The following is a 20,770-nucleotide window of genomic DNA, read 5'->3' as shown; positions in this document are numbered from 1 at the left end:
TTTATTTAATTTTTTTTAATACAATTTTAAAACATTTTTGAAGCAATTTACTATTATCGCTCTCTCCCATTACTCTGATTTTAGATTCAGTTCCTGAGCTTCTAACTAATATTCTACCTTGTCCTTTAATTAATTTTTCTGCTAATTTTATAGAATTCTTAATATTGATATTTTTAATTATACTTCTGTCTTTAACACTAATATTTTTCAAAATTTGTGGAGTTTTCTTAAAGGTATTAAAAAAACTACTAGCTTTTTTTCCTTTTCTTAAAGAAAATAAAACTTCTAAAGCAACTAATAAGCCATCTCCAGTAGTCGCAAATTTACCTAGAATAATATGTCCAGATTGCTCACCACCTAAATTAAAATTATTTTTTTGCATTTTTTCTTTTACAAAACGATCTCCCACATCTGATCTTAAAAATTTTATATTATTTAGTTTAAAAAATTTTTCTAATCCATAGTTAGACATTAAGGTGCCAACTACTCCTCCTCTTAACATTTTTTTTCTTTTCCATCTAATTGCTATTGCAGCAATTATTTGATCTCCATCAATTATAGTGCCTTTTTCATCACACATAATAATTCTATCAGCATCTCCATCAAGAGAGATTCCTATGTGTGTTTTATATTTTTTTACTGCAAATTTAATCTTATTTGGAAACGTAGAGCCACAATTTTTATTAATATTAAGTCCATTAGGATTTATCCCAATTGAAAATACTTTGGCACCTAAAGATTTTAGTAATTCAGGTCCAGCTTTGTATCCAGCGCCATTTGCACAATCAATAACTATTCTTAAACCTCTAAGATTAAAATCTTTTGGAAAATTTTTTTTTAAAATTTTTATATAATCTTTATTTCCAGTTTCTAACCTTTTTACCCGACCTAATTTCTTTGGTTGTGATAAAGATTTTTCAATTTTTTGATCAATTAAAGTTTCAATTTTATTTTCAATTTTATTTGACAGTTTTAATCCGTCTGGCCCAAATAACTTTAACCCATTGTCATGATATGGATTATGGGATGCTGTAATCATAATTCCCATGTTTGCTTTCATTAGTTTTGTTAACATCGCTAAACCATTGGTTGGGAGTGGACCTAATGTATAAACATGCATGCCAGCCGATGTAAGTCCTGATACTAGCGCAGGTTCTAAGCTATACCCTGATAATCTCGTATCTTTAGCAATTATTGCTATTTGTTTCTTTTTTTTTTGAGTTTTAAAATAAGTCCCTGTTGCAAGACCAAATTTAAAAAACATGTCTCCATTAATATATTTACTATTAACAGCACCTCTTATTCCATCTGTTCCAAAATATTTTTTTACCATCAGTTTTTTATTAACTCTTTAAATACCTTTATACTTTGGGTCAACTCATTCACATCATGAATTCTTAGAACCTGAACTCCTTGCATAATTGCGTACAAAGAAGAGGCCACTGTTCCACCTAATCTATCTTTGCTATCATTTTTTCCAGATAAATCTTTAATAAATTTTTTTCTAGAAAGTCCAAGTAGTATAGGAAAACCAAGAGTATGAAAAATAGAAACACTCCTAATTAAATTCATATTATGTTTCAAATTTTTTCCAAAACCAATTCCTGGATCAATCATGATATTATTGTGTTTTATACCCTTAGATATTAAAAATTTAATCTTTTGCTCAAAAAAATCATAAATATCTAGTAATTCATTTTTATATTTAGGATTTTTTTGCATTTTTTCAGGTGTACCTTGTGAATGTTGTATTACAAATGGAGCTTTACTTTTTTGCAATATCTCAACTGTTTTTGAGTCATAACTTAGCCCTGATACATCATTTATTAGCTTAACTCCTACTTGAATCCCCTTATTCATAATTTCTGATTTTCTTGTATCTAATGATAATGGGATTTTTTTATTAATACTCTCAATGATTTCTTTTATTCTATTCCATTCTTTCCTTTCACTTACAGGTTTAGATCCAGGTCTCGTTGACTCTCCACCAACATCAACAATGTCTGCACCGAATTTAAATAAATTCTTTGCATGAGATATTCCTGTTTTCTTTTTATTAAATTTGCCCCCATCAGAAAAACTATCTGGTGTTAAATTTAATATGCCCATTATATTAGGAATTTTATTAAAATTTAAGCTCGAAAAATTTTTATTTTTTTTAACAATAATTTTTAGATCTTTATTAATTTTTTCTTTTAGTGATTTAGGTAATTTTTTTATATCCTTAAGGTCAATTATTTCAATTGAAGTTCGTGTAAGGATTTCAATTTTTCCAAATGAAATTTTCTTATTACCGTTTAGTGGGAGATTTTTTTTTTTTCCAACTAATTCAACCGAAGATTTACCATAAGCAAAATTACACGCTCTTGTGTAATACTTTTTCATTTAGTTTTAATGAACTATTTTTGGCTTAAGACCCATTGAGCTTAAAGCTGAGCCTTTATCTTCATCTTCAACCTTTAAATCTTCTTTATTGCTTGGATATATATTTTTATTTATCAGGTTTTCTATTTCTTCACCTGAAAGTGTTTCATAAGTCAAAAGAGCTTTGGCTAATTTGTGTAGATCGTCAATTTTTTCAGTTAAAACTGTTCTTGCTCTTTCATAACCCTTATCTACAATTTTTCTAATTTCTGAGTCTACTTTTTTTGAAGTTTCTTCAGACATATTTTGAGTTCTAGCAATAGATCTACCCAAAAATACTTCTTCTTCATTCGAGCCGTAAGCAACTGGTCCCAACTCTTTACTAAGGCCTGCTTGCATCACCATGGCTCTTGCTCTTTGTGTTGCTTGCTCAATATCACTAGATGCACCAGTTGTAACTTTATCTTCACCAAATATGATTTCTTCTGCTACTCTTCCACCCATAGCTATAGCTAATTGAGCATGAAGCTGTTCTCTTGTTTGGGATAGCTGATCTCTCTCAGGTAGCTGCATAACCATTCCTAAGGCTCGACCTCTTGGAATGATTGTTGCTTTATGAATTGGATGAGCTGCATCCTCATTAATAGTTACTATTGCGTGTCCAGCTTCGTGGTAAGCTGTTAATGTTTTTTCTTCTTCAGTCATGACCATGGATCTTCTTTCTGACCCCATCATCACTTTATCTCTAGCTTCTTCAAACTCGGTTAGAGTAACTAGTCTTTTATTTTTTCTTGCAGCGAGTAATGCTGCTTCATTAACTATATTTGCTAAATCTGCACCTGAAAAACCAGGAGTTCCTCTAGCTACTGTTCTTAAATTAACATCAGGAGCCATTTTAATTTTTTTAACATGAACTTTTAATACTTTTTCTCTTCCTATTATATCTGGAAGTCCCACAACTACCTGTCTATCAAATCTACCTGGTCGTAATAATGCAGGGTCTAATACATCAGGTCTATTTGTAGCCGCAATAATTATTACACCTTCATTCGTTTCAAAGCCGTCCATTTCAACTAATAGTTGGTTTAAAGTTTGTTCTCTTTCATCGTTACCTCCACCAAGGCCAGCACCTCTACTTCTTCCAACAGCATCGATCTCATCTATGAAAATAATACAGGGTGAATTTTTTTTACCTTGCTCAAACATATCTCTAACTCTTGAGGCTCCAACGCCTACAAACATTTCAACAAAATCTGATCCTGATATAGTAAAGAATGGAACTCCTGCTTCTCCAGCTATAGCTCTAGCAAGTAAAGTCTTACCCGTTCCAGGTTGACCAACTAATAAACATCCCCTTGGTATTTTTCCACCAAGTCTACTAAACTTTTTAGGATCTTTTAAAAATTGAACAACTTCTTCAACTTCTTCTTTAGCTTCTTCTACTCCAGCAACATCATCAAAGGTAACTTTACCTTTTAATTCACTCATCAATTTAGCCTTAGATTTACCAAAGCCCATGGCCCCACCTTTGCCACCTTGCATTTGTCTCATAAAGAAAATCCAAACAGCTATTAATAGTAACATTGGAAACCACGACAATAAAACTCCAAACAAAGAAGGCATCTTAGCTTCTAAAGGAGCAGCTGATATACTTACACCTTTTTCAGATAGCTTCTCAATTAAATTTGGATAATTTGGTGAATAAGTAGAAAAAGTATTTCCATTAGCTAGCACACCTCTAATATTGTTTCCTTGAATGTCTACTTTTACAACTCCACCATTATCAACTTCTGATAAAAATTCTGAAAATATAATAGAGTTTCCTTTGCCCACATTAGCTTGAGGGTTTTTAAACATATTATAAAGGCCTATTGTTAAAAAAACAATTACTGCCCACATGGCTAAATTTTTCATATTCATACTTGTAAGATAATAATTATTATTAATTAAACAAGTGTCAAATTGTTACAAAACTTTAACTTTATTAGTGTTTTCTCTTGATATTAATATGGTCTCATTAATACTTTCAACGAAACAGCCTCCTAAAGTTATTTTTGAAAATGTCTTGAGGGTTATTCGGTTGATCAACTCATTAATACTTTTTCCTCTAACAGGATAATATTTTTTTCCTATTTTTTGAATAACAAAAGTCAAGGATCTAAAAACAACTTCATGAGATTGATCAAAAAAATTATGATTTAAAATACAACTGTCTTTTGTTTTAATATGTACAGAATTATCCTTTAAATTTTTTTTAACATAAAACTTTATTGATTTGTCTGAATCTCTTAAATTATCAATGGTTAATTTTAGTTTTTTTAAATCTAATCCCTCTTTTCCAAGAGATTCTAATAGAGTTCTAATTCTTGTTCTTTTATATATCTCATTAGTATTGGATGGATCTTTAATAAAAAACTTAAATACTATTTTAGAAATATTAATTAAATCATTTTTTTCTAAGTTGAGTAATGGTCTTAAAATATTTAGATCTTCATCTTTATATTTTACACTCTTGTTAAAAGATACCAGTCCATTTAGCCCACTTCCCCTAACCACTCTAATTAAAAAGTTTTCAAATAAATCATTTGCGTGATGTCCTAATAATAAGTGCTTAATATTATTTTTATTACATTCATTTGCTAATAAAGAATATCTTGCATCTCTTGCTAAAGATTGAATATTTCTAGAAGGTTTTTTACCTTTCCAACTTAATACTTTACATGTGATACCAACTTTTTGTAAAAGTTTTTTTACAGAAGTAGCTTCTTTTGTCGACTCGGGTCTAAGCTTATGATCAACTAAAAAGAATTTAACTGTTATTTTATTTTTTATTGAATAGCATTTAGCCAAGTAAGCTAGCGCCAAACTATCGGGTCCACCTGAAACTGCTACAGCTAAATTTTTTCTAGCATTTAAAGAGGAAACGAATTCACTATAAACTTTAGAAATTTTTCGATTTTTTAGAAAACTAAGAATTTGTTTATGAGTTTTGTTTTGAACACTCAAACTTTTTTGATTCATATTTTGCTTTTTGAAGCACAGATTGATTTGCTTTAGGATATTGTTCTTCAACTCCTACAATCATTTTACAACCTTGCTCTTTTTCTCCTATTTGAACCATTGATACACCAAGTTTTAATAAATTTATAGGAGCCTTGTCACCTTTGGGGTATTTTTGATATCCTTCAAGATAAGCAGTGGCGGCATCTGTATAGAGCTGTCTTATTCTGAACGTTTCAGCATACCAATATTGAGCATTACCTGCTAGTTTATGCTCTGAATTATTTATTACAAATTCTCTAAAAGCTCTTTCTGCAGTACTGTAATCACCTACCTTTAAAAAACTAGTTGCAAATTCATATTGTTTTTCTGGAGAGACGTTTGGAAGTATTTTTTTTTCTGATTCAAAATTTTCTGTTACAATAGATGAGGTAGTTTCTATAGATTGTATTTGTTGGGTTGTTTCTCCACTTTCTGTGTCTTTATATGAAATAGAACCTAAATCTTGAGGTTGTGAAGAGCCTGGCAAAACTTTCTCTGTTTTTGGTATTGAGGTTAATTTTTTTCCAACTTCTCCAGATGACAAAGCATTTTCTACATCTTGAAACCTAATCTGATTATCTGCTTGAACCTTAGAAAGCCTATTTGATAATTTATCTAACTTGAAATTAATTTCTTCAAACTTATTAGTAAGTTCTTGAAATTGTTTTTCAATATCAGATAATTTTAAAAGATGTCTTGTCAAAACATCTTCTGAGTTTTCATTTGTGCTTTTTTGACTACTTGAATTAGTTGATCCTGAATAAACAGCTTTTTCTAGAGTTTTTAGATCTTTTTGAATTAACTCTAAAATTTCACTTATATTATGGTTATCTGCAAAAATAATATTTGGGAAAAATATAAATATTAATATTAACTTTAATCGAATTATCTTTTTATAATTAAGCATAATATATTGAGTAATAATTATAATGATGGCAAAAAAAAGACCCTATTCACAAATGTGATAGGGCCTTTTATAAATTATTTAGATTAATTAGTTAGCTTTAACAGTAACTGATCTTCTATTTTTAGACCAAGCCAAAGGACTAGATCCAGAATCCACTGGTCTTTCTTTACCATAACTTAATACAGAAATTCTATCTGAAGAAATTCCATAAGTCATTAAATAGTCTTTTGCTGAATTAGCTCTTCTTTCACCTAATGCTAAGTTGTACTCTCTTGTACCTCTTTCATCGGCGTGACCTTCTAAAACAACATTAATATCTGAATTTTTTCTTAACCATCCAGCTTGTTTTCTTAAAGTTTCTCTTGAAGCTGTTGTGAGCACAGTTTCATTAGTCGCAAAGAAAACTCTATCTGGAACACCTTTAGCTAGCTCTTTTACAGTATCTGTTCCTGTATAAATGTCACCTTGCATTTGTCCTGATGTAGATGTTTTTTTTGTTGCACAAGCGGTTAATACTAAACTTGCTAATATAATTAGAAATGCATTTTTTAAGATTTTACTTAAGTTCATTTTTGCTCCTTAATTCTTAATTGAATTACTTACTTACTTTTTCACAACTAATTAGATGTTTCAAGTTAAAAAATCAAGTGATTTAAACATTAATTACTTAATAATGATGACCACGATGGGTCAGATGCGTCCGTTTCGGTTTCAACCATCTTTTCATTATACCCCGTTAAATCAATAGACCACAATTTAGCTGAAAACCCCTCTCCTTTTGAGTTGGTCTTGGTCTCTCTATAAAAAATAAGTACTCTTCCATTTGGAGACCATGATGGAGCTTCTTGGTAAAAATTTTCTGTTAATAGTCTTTCGCCGCTTCCGTCTGTTCTCATTACTCCAATATAAAATTTTCCTTTATGAAGCTTTGTAAATGCAATTAAATCACCTCTTGGAGACCACACTGGGGTTCCATACAAACCATTTCCAAATGAAATTCTCTTAACATTTTTTCCATTACTATCCATTACATAAATTTGCTGGTAACCACTTCTGTCTGAGTTAAAAGTAATTCGTTTTCCATCTGGTGAATATGAAGGTGACGTATCAATTGATGGATGATTGGTAATTCTTTCAACAATTCTGTTTTCAAGATCCATAGTGTAAATATCAGAATTACCATCTTTAGCAAAACTCATTATAATTTTTTTTCCATCAGGTGAAAACCTTGGGGCAAATGTCATGCCAGGAAAGTCTCCTACTACTTCTTGCATTCCAGTTTCTATATCTAATAAATATACCCTAGGTAAATTTCTAAAATAAGAAAGATATGTAACCATCTGATTTGTTGGACTAAATCTTGGTGTTAAAACTAATTCATTTCCAAGTGTTAAATATTTATTATTGAAACCATCTTGGTCCATTATTGCTAATTTTTTTATTCTATTAGTTTTTGGACCTTCTTCAGCAATATATATAATTCTAGTATCAAAATAACCTTTTTCTCCAGTTAAGCGTTCATACACCTTATCTGTAATGATATGACCTACTCTTCTCCAGTTACTAGGAACAGTGGTAAATGCTAAAGCCATCATTTCTTTTCCAGCTAAAACATCCCATAATCTAAATTCTACTCTTAGCTTTTCATCTACAAACGTGACCTTGCCTGTTACTAAAGCTTGTGCTTTAATTAAATTCCAATCCTCAAACCTTGGTTTTAAATTGGCTACGTCTGGCTCTTGAAGAAATGCATTTTTGTCTAGTGGATTAAATAGACCAGATTGTCTTAAATTATTTTCAACAATTTTTGAAATTTCTGATCCAAGATCTTCTTTTTTTAGAATTTTTTTAAAATTTTCTTTTGATTCATTGTCTATTGATAAAGGGGATACAGCAACTGGTAGAGGATTTAAATTTCCTCTAGTAATATCAACTTCGATTAAAGCAAAAGCTTTAATAGGAATAATAATAAATAATATAAAAAAATATCTTAATAACATTTTTATCCTTCTAACATTTCTCTAGCATCAAAGTTTAACTGCATATTTTTCCATCTTTCATAACCTGTACTAGGTACTCTAAGAGGTTGACAAAGTTTTATAGCCCTTAATGCACTTTCAGCTAATACTTTATAAAATCCTTGTCCAGGCCTATTCATTCTAGCATGATCAAGAATTTCAGTTTTTATAATAGAGCCATCTGGCTTTAATTGTAACTTAATTCTAACTAATAAATCTTCGTTAAACGGTAATCCTAGAGGAATACTCCAACAACCAAAAATTTGAGCTTTTAGAGCATCTTCTTCACTTAAAGTTAATCCAGCAAAATCCATTTCTTTATCTTGATCTTGGGTAACTTTATTAGATTTTTTATTTGTTTCCGCACTCTCAGTCTTAGATTTATCAATTAATGCTGCAATACTATTGGTGTCAAATAATTCTTTTTTTTCAAATTCTGAAATTTGTTTAATTTCTGTCTCTTCCTTTTCAGGGTTTTGTTTTTCATCTTTAATTTTCTTTATTTTTTCTATTTTTTCATCTGGCAGTGGAACGGCATCTGGCTTTTGTTTTTTTATTTTTTTTGGTGGTGCCTGTTCAGACACTAATTTTTTTTCTTTTTCTTTAACCTTCTCTATTATTTTTTTTGCTTTAGGTGCAAAAGGAATATTGGTTTTGTCTGTGATTTGAATCAGCTCAACTGATATAATTGGAGGAAGATCAATCGGTTTTTTAGCAAGGAATGGTAAACTCATAGCTGTGATTATCACAAGAAATATATGAAGCCCAAAAGAAATAACAATATTTCTATTCACTTTAGTTACCTCTCTTTATATGGCTCAGAAATTAATGCTACCTTAGTAAAGCCAGAACCAGATAGCATCCCCATTATTTCTAAAACTCTACCATAGTTTATTGATTTGTCTCCTCGGACATAAATTCTAGTGTCTGTTCTGTTTTTAGATACAGCTAAAATTTTTGCTATTATTTTATTATACTCAACTTTAGACTCTTGAATAAATATTTCACCTTTAGAATTTATAGATAATGTTAATGGTTCTAATTCTTCAGGTAATGAGTCTGCAGAGCTTTCAGGTAAATCAACTTGTATTCCAACTGTTAATAATGGTGCTGTTACCATAAATATAATTAATAACACCAACATTACATCAACAAATGGAGTAACATTTATTTCACTGATGGGCTCTTTTGATGAACGATTGAGTTTAAAAGCCATTTTATATTATTGATAAAAATCTTTTAGAAAAATTTTCTAATCTTTGTGAATATTTTTTTGAATCGTTATTAAATTTGTTATAAGCAACAACCGCAGGTATTGCAGCCAATAATCCAAGAGCAGTTGCAAATAAGGCTTCTGCTATTCCTGGTGCTACAATTGCTAAACTTGTATTTCTTGAGATTGCTATAGATTGAAATGAGTTCATTATTCCCCATACAGTTCCAAACAAACCTATAAATGGTGCTGTTGAACCAACAGTTGCTAAAAAAGTAAAACCTTTGTCTATTTTTGAAATTTGTTTTTCAATGTTAACTTCAAGTATACTTGCCATTCTTTCATTTAGGTTGGTTTTACTTTTGACTTTTAATAAGCTTTGCATTGTGTCTTTAAACAATAAAGCTGTCGGGTTTTCTACATCAGCTGGCAAACTATTATAAAAAGTTTCTGCCGATTTTGATTTCCAAAATTTTTCTTCGAATTCTTCAGATTCTAGATTTATTTTTTTAAATAATCTAAATTTTTCAATAATAACAGCCCATGAGTATATAGAGCAACCAATCAACATAAGTATTACTGACTTTACAATAAAGTCTGCTCTTAAAAACAAACTCCACAAAGAAAAATCAGTATTTGAGGCAAGGCCTACTGCTTGAGATGTAATATCAGCTTCCATATTTAAGGTTTCACACTTAAATGTGTCATGAATTTGACTTTTAAAGTCTTTATTTATTCTTCTAGTTTGTAAGTTTCGTAATAAAAGCTAGCAATTAATATTGCATCAGCTTTATTTGAGTCTTTTTTTCTCGATAGCTCTGATGAAAAATAAGGAAATACCTCTATTGCTTTTGTTCTACTGGCGTCTTTTTCTGAATTAATAAGATTAAAATACTTTTTCCATTTTGTCGGTCTTACAAAGTACATTGGTAATTGCATTGCAGAACAGATTCCTTTTAAAATACCAAATGATTGTCCAAAATTAAACATACTAGTAACGCCTTGACCTGGCATAGCTGATACTTGTTCAATTATAACTTTGATATCTTCCTTTTTTATATCTTTAATTCTTGAAGAAATTTCATAATAAATTTGAGCACCGTTAACTTGTTTTTTATTTTTTTTTCCTTCTGGCATATTTGGCATTTCAATAACATCAATTATTTTACCATCTTGAAAAAAACAAATAGAACCTGTTATTCCTGGATCTATTCCAATAATAAGCATTAACTATTAATAAAGTTTATGTTTGAATAAACACTTTGAACATCATCATCATCTTCTAATGTTTCTAAAAACTCTATTGCAGCTTGCACTTTATCTTTTTCAACATCTACACTATTTAAGGGAACCCATTCAATCTCCGTTGAAATAAAATTTGCAATTGTTTTTTCTAAGTTTTTTTTTACATTATAAATTTCGTTCATAGGACATTGAACTTCATGAAATTCATCATTTGAAATACATTCATCTGCACCAGATTCAATTGCTAGTTCAAAAATTTGTTCATCTGAGATTTCTTTTTTATCAATTTTAATAATCCCTAACTGATTAAAGTTATGTGAAGCAGAACCCTGAGTCCCTAAATTACCACCACTTTTTACAAATATAGATCTAACATTAGAAGCTGTTCTATTTTTATTGTCAGTTAATGCTTCTACGATCACTGCTATTTTATCTGGACCAAATCCTTCATATCTTAAATTTTCATAATTTGTTTCAGAGTTAGCGGAAGATTTGGCAATAGCTCTTTCAATATTATCTTTTGGCATGTTGGCTGACTTTGCTGCTTGAATTGCAGACCTAAGTCTTGGGTTCATCGCAGGATCTTTATCACCTAGTTTTGCTGCTACACTTATCTCTTTAGATAATTTTGAAAATACTTTAGATCTCTGTTTGTCTGCTTTTCCCTTAGAGTGTTTTATACTTGCCCATTTTGAATGACCCGACATAATAATTATTGAGAATTTTTTAATTCTCCTCCATATATAAAATTTTCTACATTTTTAGCTAACCCTGTTTCTATATCACATTCAACAATCACACCACACAAACTAGCTTCGCCAATTGATGGAAAGTGCTTTGTAGACTTTTTTTTTAAAAACCTATTAATTGAATTCTCTTTATTCATTCCAATAACTGAGTCGTAGTCACCACACATTCCTGCATCTGTTTGATAAGCAGTACCACCTTTTAATATTCTAGTATCATTTGTTGGAATATGTGTGTGAGTTCCAACAACCAATGTTGCTTTACCATCAAAAAAATGACCCATAGCTGCTTTTTCACTTGTTATTTCTCCATGAAAATCGACCAATAAAAAATCATAATCTTCTTTAAGCTTATATTTTTTCATAAATTTTTCAGCTGCTTCAAATACATCTTCACATTTCTTCATAAAAACATTTCCCATCAAATTAAGTACTCCCACTCTCATACCATTTTTAGCAGTAAATATTCCAAAGCCCTTTCCTGGAGATGGCTCAAATAAATTTTTAGGTCTAAGAAGTCGATTTTCTTTTTCAATATGAGACATTGTTTCTTTTTGATCCCACACATGATTACCCGTTGTAATAACATCTACTCCACAATTAAAAAAATCTTTACATATTTCCTCTGTAAGACCAACACCTGAGTCAGCTGCATTCTCACCATTAACAACTACAAAATCAATTTTTTCATTTTTAATTTTTGAGAGTAGATTATTCAGAACCATTGATCGCCCTGAAATACCAACTACATCACCTAAGAAAAGTATTTTCATTTTATAATATTTTTATTTGTTACAATATAATCTAATTTTTGATCATACATGTTAATTGGCACTTTATCAATTTCTTGAACTGAAAAAGCTAAACCTATCTTTATAATATTTTTTTTTTTTGATAATTTTTTAATTAATCGATCATAATATCCACCACCATATCCAAGTCTGTTCAAATTTTTATCAAATGCTACCAAGGGAATTAATAAAACATCAGGGTAAACTATATTTTTGTTTTCTGGCTCAGGTATCCCATATTTATTTATTTTTAAAGGCTCAGAGAATGACCATGAATGAAAATCCATTTGAAAGTTTTTCTTAATTACAGGCAAAGAAATATTAAAATTTTTTTTTTTTAAATTTTTTTAATAGTGTCAAGCTATCTATCTCAAAGTTTACTGGATAATATCCACCTATAATCTTATTTGTTATCTTTTCTTTTTTAAGAATTTTTATGATTTGATTAAAATTGATTTGAATATTTTTTGTATTAAATTTTTGCCTAAATTTAAGAATTTCCCTTCTTAATTTAGACTTTAACACAAATCTACTGAACTGGATTTTCTAAATTTGCTTTTTCAACAAAATTTTCAATTTCATCTGCAGCTGCTTCGATTATTTTTTCATAATCTTCTTTATTTTTTTCTATTTCTTTTTTAAAACTCTCATGATCTTCCTGTAATTCTTTCATCTCATCTTCTTTTTTATCTTTATAATCATAAACTAATGATTTCAATTCTCTAAATTTATTTGATAAATTTTGTAACTCAGTTTTTTTCTGTTCTACTTTTTTTTTAGTTTCAAAATACCCATCCATTATCTGAACTGAAGTGATTAATAGAAGTTTATTTTCTCCTATGTTTCCTAGGTCATTCTTTAAACTATTAAATTTTTCATTAATATGAGTTAACAATTCTTCTAAGTGTTCTTCTTGCCCATCATCACAAGATAATAGAAATTCTTTACCGTTAAATTTAATATTTACATTTGCCATTTATCTATTTCCTCTAATAAAGTATCTGTTTCTTGATTTAATTCATCTATTTTTTCTGAAAATTCTGTTTCTTTTTTTTGTTCATCTATTTTTTGCTTGTTAATATCTTCTAATTTTTGATTAAGAGCTTTGTATTCACTTTCTAAATTTTGATATTTTTCTTCTATTTGTTTTTTTTCAATTTCTAATTGATTTTTTTGAATGTTTAAGTTTTCTAAATTAGACTTTAACGTTGGGTTTTGTAAATTTAAACTCTTTAATTTATTAAGTGCAAAACTAAGCTTTTTTTCTTTTTCACTGTCTGTTTTCATATATATATATTTATATTATTAAATTGAGTCTTCTAAGTCTAGATAGGATATTTTTGAACAAATTACATAAAGATTTATCAAACGCAATAAGGTTTTTATCGATAGATGCTGTACAAAAAGCAAATTCAGGCCATCCTGGGATGCCAATGGGTATGGCAGACGTAGCAACAGTTTTATTTAAAAATTTTCTTAGATTTAATCCAAAAAATCCTAACTGGCTGAATAGAGACAGATTTGTTTTATCTGCTGGTCATGGGTCTATGCTTCTTTACTCTTTATTACATTTAACTGGGTACAAAAGTATTTCCTTGAATGATATTAAAAATTTTAGACAATTGAAATCTATTTGTGCGGGTCACCCTGAATATCACCCTGGTACAGGTATTGAAACGACGACGGGTCCTCTTGGACAGGGAATTGCTAATTCAGTTGGGTTTGCTATTGCAGAAGAAATTTTAAAGAAAAAACTAGGTAAAGAAATAATAAACCATAAAACTTATGTTTTAGCTGGAGACGGATGTTTAATGGAAGGCATTAGCCATGAAGCAATGAGTTTAGCTGGACACTTAAAATTAAAAAATCTAGTTATGCTTTTTGATAACAATTCAGTATCTATTGATGGACCAACTAGCTTGGCAGTTTCAGACAATTTCAAAAAGAGATTTGAAAGTTATGGTTGGGATTACATACTAATTAATGGTCATAATGAAAAAGAAATTTTTACAGCATTAAAAAGAGTTCAAAATGCAAAAAGACCAACTGTTATTTCATGCAAAACAAAAATTGGTTATGGCTCACCTAATAAATCTGGTAAAGCCTCTTCGCACGGTAGTCCAATTGGTTTAGATGAAATCAAATTAGTTAGAAAAGTGCTAGACTGGAAGCACAAACCTTTTGAGATTCCTAAAAATATTTTAAATGAGTGGAGAAAGGTTGGTAACAAGGGTGCAAAACTTGATTCTGTATGGAGTAAAATTTATAAAAGAAAAAAAAATTTAGTAGATAAAGTCTTTAAAAATAATTTCTCTAAAGCTTTAAAGAGTGAAAAACAAAATTCTCTTAAAGAAAACAAAAGTCTAGCCTCAAGAAAAGCTTCTGAGTTAACCCTTAATGCTCTTACGAAAGAAAATAATACATTAATTGGTGGTTCAGCTGATTTAGCGGGATCCAACAACACCAAAACAAAACATCATAATTCTATTAATTCTGGCAATTTTAATGGCGATTATATTCACTATGGGGTTAGAGAGCACGCCATGTCTGGAATAATGAATGGACTGGCACTTCATAGTAAATTTATTCCATATGGGGGAACTTTTTTAATATTTTCTGATTACTGTAAACCTTCCATCCGTTTGTCAGCTTTGATGCAACAGCGAGTTATTTATGTAATGACCCACGACTCAATTGGCTTAGGGGAAGATGGTCCAACACACCAGCCGATAGAACAATTGTCTGGATTAAGATCTATTCCTAATTTAAATGTTTTTAGACCAGCAGACAGAATGGAAACTATTGAATGTTGGGAATTGGCATTAAAAAACTCAAAGACACCAAGTGTCTTATCATTAACTAGACAAAACCTTGAGCCTATTAGAAAAAAATATTCAAATATAAATAAATGCTCTTTAGGTGCTTATGAGGTTTTAAGAACTAATAAAAAAATTAATTTAACGATATTTGCTAGTGGTTCTGAGGTTAATTTAGCAATTGAAACTAGCCATAAATTAGCCAAAGATAAGATATACTCTAAAGTTGTTTCAGTACCATGCCAAGATATTTTTGATTTGCAATCAAAATCACATAAGAAAAAAATTCTTGATGAAGCTAAATTTAAAATATCTATTGAAGCTGCTTCAACAGATTGTTGGAAAAAATATATTGGAACTGAGGGTTTAGCTTTTGGAATTGATACATTTGGTAAAAGCGCACCATACAAAGAAATTTATAAATATTTTGGATTAACAGTTCAAAATATTTCACAAAAAACTAGAAAACTAATAAAAAGTTAAATATGACAATAAAAGTTGGTATCAATGGAATGGGAAGAATTGGAAGAATGGTAATTAGAGCTATCATTGAAAGCCAAAACAAAAACATAGAAATTAAACACATCAATAACCGATCAAATACTGAAGCCAGCTGTTCTTTAATTAAATATGACTCTATTCATGGTAAATTTAATGCAGATTTAAATTATGATGAAAAACATTTAATTATTAATAATAATAAAATAACATTTTCACAAGAATCCAGTATTGAAGATATCAATTGGAAAAAATTTGATGTTGATTATGTTTTTGAATGCACTGGAAAATTTAATTCAAAAGAAAAATTATTAGCTCATATAAAAAATGGGGCTAAAAAAGTTATAGTTTCTGCTCCATGCAAAAATGCTGATAAGACAATTGTCTATGGAGTAAATGAAAATATTTTGACAAAAGATGATCAAATTATTTCTGCAGCCTCTTGTACAACTAACTGTCTTGCACCTGTTGCTAATATTTTAAATCAAACTTTTGAAATTGAAAAGGGGTTTATGACAACTATTCATGCTTTCACTAGTGATCAAAGAATTTTAGACAATTCCCATAAAGATCCTAGAAGAGCAAGATCTGCCAGTCAATCTATTGTACCAACTTCTACGGGTGCTTCAAAAGCAATCGGTGAAATTATACCATCGTTAAAAGGGAAGCTTGAAGGTATTGCAATGAGAGTGCCTACCCCAAATGTTTCGCTTATAGAGCTAGTTTTTTGTACAAAGAAAGAGGTGAGCAAAGAAACAATTAATGAGGCATTTACTATCGCTTCTAAAGAACAGTCAAAAAAAGTTTTGGAAGTTACGTTAGAAAAATTAGTTTCAATTGATTTCAATCATAATTCAGCTTCTGCAATTGTTGATTTGTCTTTAACTAATATAGTTGGTAAAAATATGGGAAAAATTTCAGCGTGGTATGATAACGAATGGGGCTTTTCTAATAGGATGTGTGACATAGCAGAACATCTTCATCAAATCTCTTAATGAGAAACATTCAAGACGAGATTAATCTCAATCAAAAAAAAGTATTACTTAGGTTGGATTTAAATGTTCCATTAGATAATGGAAAAATTACTGACACCACTCGAATAGATAAAATTTTACCTACTATTAATTTTTTATTAAAAAATGAAGCAAAAATTATAATACTATCTCATGTGGGCAGACCCAATGGCAAAGTTGTAAATGAATTCTCCCTTAAGCCAATTTGTGAAGATCTAAAAAATAAACTAAATGAAAATATAAGACTAATTTCAAAAAATATAAAAGAAATTAAATCTACCGATTTATTTAATGAACAGGATGAAAAAATTGTAATACTTGAAAATATTAGATTCTATGAAGAAGAAGAAAAAAATGACAATAGTTTTGCAAAACATTTAGCAAGTCTAGCTGATATTTATGTCAATGATGCTTTCTCATGTTCACATAGGGCTCATGCCTCAATTTTTGAAATCACCAAATTTATACCTTCATACGCTGGCCTTCAATTAAATTTAGAAATTGATGCACTAACTAAAATTACATCTGAGATTCGTAGACCTATAACATGCATCATAGGTGGTTCTAAAATATCTTCTAAAATTAATATAATTAAGAATTTGATTACTAAATTTGATAATATTATAATAGTTGGTGGGATGGCCAATAATATACTCAAATATAAAGAGTATGAAATTGGAAAATCTATTCAAGAAGATAATTGTGATAAAATTATTGAAGAAATATTTTCTTTATCAAAAAAAGAAAACTGTAAGATAATTTACCCTGAGGATGTTGCCGTAGGGAAAAAGTTAGATGGATCAGCTGAAATAAAAGAACTAAATAATATTTCTAAAAATGAATTAATCTTAGATATTGGCCCTAAAACAATTAAGGCTATTGATTTATTAATTGAAGAAAGTAGTACTATCTTGTGGAATGGGCCTGCAGGTTATTTTGAAAATCCTAATTTTGCCAAAGGAAGTTTTGAAATAGCAAAAAAAATTATTGAAAAAAATAAGAATAATACAATTTACTCAGTTGCAGGTGGTGGTGATACCGTTTCTCTTTTGAATAGCATTGGAGCAATTAGTAATTTTAATTTTGTTTCAACTGCGGGTGGTGCTTTTTTGGAATATCTTGAAGGAAAAGAACTTCCTGGTATAAAGGCTCTTAATTAAAATGTCAGAACTTAACAAAATTGCATTAAAAATATTGTCTAATGGCAAGGGAATTCTTGCTGCTGATGAGAGCAACGGAACCATGACTAAAAGATTAGAGTCAGTTAATGTACCATCTAGCCCAGAAAATAGACTTCTATTTAGAGAAACTCTTTTTTCTGCAAGTGGAATGAAAGATTTTATTGGTGGTGTTATTTTATATGATGAAACTATCAATCAAACATCTAGCTCAAAGCATACTATTCCAGAATTAGTCTCTAAGTCAGGGGCGGTTCCAGGAATTAAAGTTGATACAGGTGCAAAAATTCTAGCAGGCTCTCATGAAGAAAAAATTACAGAAGGTTTAGATGGCTTAAGAGAAAGACTAAAGAACTATTATAAACTTGGAGCAAGATTTACAAAATGGAGAGGTGTTTATAATATTTCAGATAAGTATCCAAGCAAACTATCTATACACTCTAATGCTCATGCACTGGCAAGATATTCAGCTTTAGTCCAAGAATGTGGAATGGTCCCAATTGTAGAACCTGAAGTTTTAATGGATGGAGACCATTCTGCTGAAACTTGTTTTAATAAAACCTCCGAAGTTATTAAAAAATGCTTTGAAGAATTAATGATTCACAAAATTGATTTAAATGGAATAATTTTAAAGCCTAATATGATTTTAGCAGGAACTACTTCTGATAAAAAAATATCAGGTAAAGAAGTTGCAAACCTTACCTTAAAATGCTTAAAAGAAAATGTACCAACTGACGTACCAGGAATTGCATTTTTATCTGGTGGGCAAACAGAAGTTGAAGCTGCAGAGAATTTAAACCTAATTAATAAGTATAATGATACAAATTTTATTATGACCTATTCGTATGGTAGAGCCTTACAACAAAGTGCACTTAAATTTTGGTCAAAAGACATTAACAATACTAGTGGCACTCAAAAAGTCTTTAACCACAGAGCAAATATGTGCACACTTGCAGCTCAAGGCAAATGGTCAAAAGAACTTGAAGCTAAATAAAATAAATAAGAAATTTGTTTATCTAATTTCTCCAAATAGGATACCTAATATAAATTTTTACAATGATTTAGCTCTTGTATTAAGTTCAAAAAAAATAAGTTTTTTTCAACTAAGGCTTAAAAAAGAAATGAATTCAAATAAACTAATTATTGGAAAAAAAATTAGAAAAATTTGTAATAAATACAAAGTAAAATTTTTAATCAACGACGACCCCTTACTTGCTAAAAAATTGAATGCAGACGGTTGTCATTTAGGTCAAAAAGATATGGACTTAATAAAAGCTAGAAAAATATTAAAGAATAAAATTATTGGTGTGACCTGTCATAATTCTATTGATTTAGCAAAGAGAGCTATTGAAGCTGGCGCTGATTATTTAGCTTTTGGAGCATTTTATACAAGCAAAACCAAGATAGTTAAATATAGAGCTAGTTTAACTGTACTAAAATCTATTAAAAAAATAACGTCCATACCAATTGTGGCTATTGGCGGTATAAAACTTAACAATTATAAAAAACTTTTATTGAATAAAGCTAACTTTTTAGCTATTTCAGGCTACATTTGGAATAATAAAAAATACAAACCTTTAGAAGCTATTAAAAAATTAAAATGAAATTATACGCAAGTGAAATTAGAGTTGGGATGTTAATTGAATATAAAAATGATCTTTGGCAAGTCTTAAAAACACAGCATGTGAAGCCTGGCAAAGGTGGTGCTTTTGCCCAAGTTGAGATGAAAAGTGTTAATAAAAATACGAAATTAAATGAAAGATTTAGATCAAGCGAGTCTGTTGAAAAAGCTTCATTAGATGAAACAAAGTTTAATTATCTTTATGGTGATGAAACTGATTATTATTTTATGGACCCTAAAACTTATGAGCAAATAAATATTAAAAAAGAAACAATTGGAGAAAAAGGTAAAATGTTAACTGAAAACATAGAAGTTAGTATAAGTTTTTATAATGAAAAGCCTTTAACAGTTGAGCTACCCAATCAAGTAACATGCACAATTGATACAACAGATGTTGCTTTAAAAGGGCAAACAGTTTCCTCTTCTTACAAGCCCGCAACTTTAGATAATGGAGTAAATATTCAAGTCCCTCCATTTATTGAAAGTGGAGATAAAATCATAGTTGATACTAGAACTATGGAATATGTCAAAAAAATATAAATCATATGCAATCAATATCAGCCAATCTAAATGTCATGATAAAGGCTGCAGAAAAGGCATCTAGAGCTTTAATTAGAGATTTTGGAGAAATAGAAAAACTACAAGTTTCAATTAAAGGACCTACTGATTTTGTATCAAATGCCGATTTAAAAGCTGAAAAAATAATCATAGAAGAATTAAAAAAAGCAAGACCCTACTATTCTATTATTAGTGAAGAAGATGGTTCTGAAACTAATAAAGATAAAGAACACACATGGATAATAGATCCTATAGATGGTACTACAAATTTTTTACATGGCGTACCTCACTTTGCAATATCAATTGCTTTAAAATCTGGTGATGAAATAGTTTCAGGGTTAATTTATGATCCAATAAAAGATGAAATGTTTTATGCTGAAAAAGAAAGTGGCGCATTCTTTAACAATCAAAGAATTAGAGTATCAAAAAAAAGAGATCTAAATAGCTGCTTATTTGCGACAGGAGGTGTAACTAAAAGTGAAGTCGACTTACCCTTAAGAAAGTCTGGAAGTGCAGCGCTTGATATTGCCTACGTTGCAGCTGGTAGATATGATGGTTATTTTCAAAACGATTTAAATTTATGGGATATAGCTGCTGGCATAATATTGGTAAAAGAGGCAGGTGGCTTAATTAATGAAATTGACCTCTCACAAAATAAAAATATCAAAATAAGAGCTTCTAGCATGGCAATTAATGACAAAATGCTTGAAAAATTAAAGAACTTTTAATTGTTTTATAAAATTCTTTTGCTATAAGTCAC

At 29.7% G+C, this 20,770-nt stretch carries 23 protein-coding genes; 7 read left to right on the top strand and 16 right to left on the bottom strand.

Features of this window, described 5'->3' with window-relative positions; translation table 11 throughout:
- Position 1 precedes the first annotated feature (1 nt).
- From glmM to ABXT48_RS00910, 16 genes are all read right to left on the bottom strand, one after another.
- The gene (gene glmM, locus ABXT48_RS00985) at positions 2–1,333 is read right to left on the bottom strand and encodes a phosphoglucosamine mutase (protein ID WP_415286643.1); all 1,332 of its coding nucleotides are present in this window, start codon (positions 1,331–1,333) and stop codon (positions 2–4) included.
- Positions 1,333–2,385 carry a dihydropteroate synthase gene (gene folP, locus ABXT48_RS00980; protein ID WP_415286642.1) on the bottom strand — a complete coding sequence of 351 codons (1,053 nt, stop codon included), beginning with the start codon at positions 2,383–2,385 and terminating at the stop codon, positions 1,333–1,335. The genes glmM and folP overlap by 1 nt, the downstream gene beginning before the upstream one ends.
- A gap of 6 nt (positions 2,386–2,391) precedes the next feature.
- Positions 2,392–4,278, bottom strand: a complete 1,887-nt coding sequence (gene ftsH, locus ABXT48_RS00975) for an ATP-dependent zinc metalloprotease FtsH (protein WP_415287120.1) — start codon at positions 4,276–4,278, stop codon at positions 2,392–2,394.
- 51 nt (positions 4,279–4,329) lie between these two features.
- Positions 4,330–5,385, bottom strand: coding sequence for a tRNA lysidine(34) synthetase TilS (tilS, locus tag ABXT48_RS00970; RefSeq protein WP_415286641.1), 1,056 nt, complete (start codon positions 5,383–5,385; stop codon positions 4,330–4,332).
- Positions 5,345–6,313, bottom strand: a complete 969-nt coding sequence (gene ybgF, locus ABXT48_RS00965) for a tol-pal system protein YbgF (RefSeq protein ID WP_415286640.1) — start codon at positions 6,311–6,313, stop codon at positions 5,345–5,347. The genes tilS and ybgF overlap by 41 nt, the downstream gene beginning before the upstream one ends.
- Positions 6,314–6,400: 87 nt before the next feature.
- A complete protein-coding gene (gene pal, locus ABXT48_RS00960) occupies positions 6,401–6,883 on the bottom strand; it encodes a peptidoglycan-associated lipoprotein Pal (protein WP_415286639.1) in 483 nt (160 codons plus the stop codon).
- 89 nt (positions 6,884–6,972) lie between these two features.
- Positions 6,973–8,313, bottom strand: a complete 1,341-nt coding sequence (gene tolB / locus ABXT48_RS00955) for a Tol-Pal system beta propeller repeat protein TolB (protein WP_415286638.1) — start codon at positions 8,311–8,313, stop codon at positions 6,973–6,975.
- Positions 8,314–8,315: 2 nt separating this feature from the next.
- The gene (locus ABXT48_RS00950) at positions 8,316–9,125 is read right to left on the bottom strand and encodes a cell envelope biogenesis protein TolA (protein WP_415286637.1); all 810 of its coding nucleotides are present in this window, start codon (positions 9,123–9,125) and stop codon (positions 8,316–8,318) included.
- 5 nt (positions 9,126–9,130) lie between these two features.
- Positions 9,131–9,547 carry a protein TolR gene (gene tolR, locus ABXT48_RS00945; protein WP_415286636.1) on the bottom strand — a complete coding sequence of 139 codons (417 nt, stop codon included), beginning with the start codon at positions 9,545–9,547 and terminating at the stop codon, positions 9,131–9,133.
- Position 9,548: 1 nt separating this feature from the next.
- Positions 9,549–10,223 (bottom strand): protein TolQ, encoded by a 675-nt coding sequence (gene tolQ / locus ABXT48_RS00940; RefSeq protein ID WP_020169142.1) that lies wholly within the window; start codon positions 10,221–10,223, stop codon positions 9,549–9,551.
- 53 nt (positions 10,224–10,276) lie between these two features.
- Entirely contained in the window at positions 10,277–10,771 is a 495-nt protein-coding gene (locus ABXT48_RS00935) for a crossover junction endodeoxyribonuclease (protein WP_271485875.1), read from the bottom strand.
- Positions 10,771–11,496 carry a YebC/PmpR family DNA-binding transcriptional regulator gene (locus tag ABXT48_RS00930; RefSeq protein ID WP_415286635.1) on the bottom strand — a complete coding sequence of 242 codons (726 nt, stop codon included), beginning with the start codon at positions 11,494–11,496 and terminating at the stop codon, positions 10,771–10,773. Before ABXT48_RS00930 ends, ABXT48_RS00935 begins: the two co-directional genes overlap by 1 nt.
- 5 nt (positions 11,497–11,501) lie before the next feature.
- Complete coding sequence (locus ABXT48_RS00925; protein WP_415286634.1) at positions 11,502–12,308, bottom strand: TIGR00282 family metallophosphoesterase; 807 nt, start codon at positions 12,306–12,308, stop codon at positions 11,502–11,504.
- Positions 12,305–12,613 carry a 5-formyltetrahydrofolate cyclo-ligase gene (locus tag ABXT48_RS00920; protein ID WP_415303028.1) on the bottom strand — a complete coding sequence of 103 codons (309 nt, stop codon included), beginning with the start codon at positions 12,611–12,613 and terminating at the stop codon, positions 12,305–12,307. Before ABXT48_RS00920 ends, ABXT48_RS00925 begins: the two co-directional genes overlap by 4 nt.
- A gap of 242 nt (positions 12,614–12,855) precedes the next feature.
- Complete coding sequence (gene zapA / locus ABXT48_RS00915) at positions 12,856–13,302, bottom strand: cell division protein ZapA (protein ID WP_415286632.1); 447 nt, start codon at positions 13,300–13,302, stop codon at positions 12,856–12,858.
- A complete protein-coding gene (locus ABXT48_RS00910; protein WP_271512518.1) occupies positions 13,290–13,613 on the bottom strand; it encodes a 5-formyltetrahydrofolate cyclo-ligase in 324 nt (107 codons plus the stop codon). Before ABXT48_RS00910 ends, zapA begins: the two co-directional genes overlap by 13 nt.
- 53 nt (positions 13,614–13,666) lie before the next feature.
- Here ABXT48_RS00910 and tkt point away from each other — a divergent pair, with 53 nt between their 5' ends.
- From tkt to ABXT48_RS00875, 7 genes are read left to right on the top strand one after another with little or no spacing between them, the layout of a single operon-like run.
- Positions 13,667–15,625, top strand: a complete 1,959-nt coding sequence (tkt, locus tag ABXT48_RS00905) for a transketolase (RefSeq protein ID WP_415286631.1) — start codon at positions 13,667–13,669, stop codon at positions 15,623–15,625.
- 2 nt (positions 15,626–15,627) lie between these two features.
- On the top strand, positions 15,628–16,635 hold the full coding sequence (gap, locus tag ABXT48_RS00900; RefSeq protein ID WP_415286630.1) for a type I glyceraldehyde-3-phosphate dehydrogenase: 1,008 nt from the start codon (positions 15,628–15,630) through the stop codon (positions 16,633–16,635).
- A complete protein-coding gene (locus ABXT48_RS00895; protein WP_415286629.1) occupies positions 16,635–17,813 on the top strand; it encodes a phosphoglycerate kinase in 1,179 nt (392 codons plus the stop codon). The genes gap and ABXT48_RS00895 overlap by 1 nt, the downstream gene beginning before the upstream one ends.
- 1 nt (position 17,814) lies before the next feature.
- Positions 17,815–18,825 carry a class I fructose-bisphosphate aldolase gene (locus ABXT48_RS00890; RefSeq protein ID WP_415303026.1) on the top strand — a complete coding sequence of 337 codons (1,011 nt, stop codon included), beginning with the start codon at positions 17,815–17,817 and terminating at the stop codon, positions 18,823–18,825.
- A complete protein-coding gene (gene thiE, locus ABXT48_RS00885) occupies positions 18,812–19,435 on the top strand; it encodes a thiamine phosphate synthase (RefSeq protein ID WP_415286627.1) in 624 nt (207 codons plus the stop codon). The genes ABXT48_RS00890 and thiE overlap by 14 nt, the downstream gene beginning before the upstream one ends.
- On the top strand, positions 19,432–19,992 hold the full coding sequence (gene efp / locus ABXT48_RS00880) for an elongation factor P (protein WP_415286626.1): 561 nt from the start codon (positions 19,432–19,434) through the stop codon (positions 19,990–19,992). The genes thiE and efp overlap by 4 nt, the downstream gene beginning before the upstream one ends.
- A 5-nt stretch (positions 19,993–19,997) precedes the next feature.
- Positions 19,998–20,738, top strand: coding sequence for an inositol monophosphatase family protein (locus ABXT48_RS00875; RefSeq protein ID WP_415286625.1), 741 nt, complete (start codon positions 19,998–20,000; stop codon positions 20,736–20,738).
- Positions 20,739–20,770: the final 32 nt, after the last annotated feature.

The organism is Candidatus Pelagibacter sp. Uisw_101 (assembly GCF_047727615.1).
Taxonomy (GTDB): domain Bacteria; phylum Pseudomonadota; class Alphaproteobacteria; order Pelagibacterales; family Pelagibacteraceae; genus Pelagibacter.
Note: the sequence above shows the minus strand (reverse complement) of the source record. Positions and strands in the feature narration are given on the sequence as shown.

Bases quoted from the DNA above. Each gene is read 5' to 3' on its own strand.
- glmM (WP_415286643.1), bottom strand. From the start codon at position 1,333: ATGGTAAAAAAATATTTTGGAACAGATGGAATAAGAGGTGCTGTTAAT.
- folP (WP_415286642.1), bottom strand. From the start codon at position 2,385: ATGAAAAAGTATTACACAAGAGCGTGTAATTTTGCTTATGGTAAATCT.
- ftsH (WP_415287120.1), bottom strand. From the start codon at position 4,278: ATGAAAAATTTAGCCATGTGGGCAGTAATTGTTTTTTTAACAATAGGC.
- tilS (WP_415286641.1), bottom strand. From the start codon at position 5,385: ATGAATCAAAAAAGTTTGAGTGTTCAAAACAAAACTCATAAACAAATT.
- ybgF (WP_415286640.1), bottom strand. From the start codon at position 6,313: ATGCTTAATTATAAAAAGATAATTCGATTAAAGTTAATATTAATATTT.
- pal (WP_415286639.1), bottom strand. From the start codon at position 6,883: ATGAACTTAAGTAAAATCTTAAAAAATGCATTTCTAATTATATTAGCA.
- tolB (WP_415286638.1), bottom strand. From the start codon at position 8,313: ATGTTATTAAGATATTTTTTTATATTATTTATTATTATTCCTATTAAA.
- tolR (WP_415286636.1), bottom strand. From the start codon at position 9,547: ATGGCTTTTAAACTCAATCGTTCATCAAAAGAGCCCATCAGTGAAATA.
- tolQ (WP_020169142.1), bottom strand. From the start codon at position 10,223: ATGGAAGCTGATATTACATCTCAAGCAGTAGGCCTTGCCTCAAATACT.
- ABXT48_RS00935 (WP_271485875.1), bottom strand. From the start codon at position 10,771: ATGCTTATTATTGGAATAGATCCAGGAATAACAGGTTCTATTTGTTTT.
- ABXT48_RS00930 (WP_415286635.1), bottom strand. From the start codon at position 11,496: ATGTCGGGTCATTCAAAATGGGCAAGTATAAAACACTCTAAGGGAAAA.
- ABXT48_RS00925 (WP_415286634.1), bottom strand. From the start codon at position 12,308: ATGAAAATACTTTTCTTAGGTGATGTAGTTGGTATTTCAGGGCGATCA.
- ABXT48_RS00920 (WP_415303028.1), bottom strand. From the start codon at position 12,613: ATGGATTTTCATTCATGGTCATTCTCTGAGCCTTTAAAAATAAATAAA.
- zapA (WP_415286632.1), bottom strand. From the start codon at position 13,302: ATGGCAAATGTAAATATTAAATTTAACGGTAAAGAATTTCTATTATCT.
- ABXT48_RS00910 (WP_271512518.1), bottom strand. From the start codon at position 13,613: ATGAAAACAGACAGTGAAAAAGAAAAAAAGCTTAGTTTTGCACTTAAT.
- gap (WP_415286630.1), top strand. From the start codon at position 15,628: ATGACAATAAAAGTTGGTATCAATGGAATGGGAAGAATTGGAAGAATG.
- ABXT48_RS00895 (WP_415286629.1), top strand. From the start codon at position 16,635: ATGAGAAACATTCAAGACGAGATTAATCTCAATCAAAAAAAAGTATTA.
- ABXT48_RS00890 (WP_415303026.1), top strand. From the start codon at position 17,815: ATGTCAGAACTTAACAAAATTGCATTAAAAATATTGTCTAATGGCAAG.
- efp (WP_415286626.1), top strand. From the start codon at position 19,432: ATGAAATTATACGCAAGTGAAATTAGAGTTGGGATGTTAATTGAATAT.
- ABXT48_RS00875 (WP_415286625.1), top strand. From the start codon at position 19,998: ATGCAATCAATATCAGCCAATCTAAATGTCATGATAAAGGCTGCAGAA.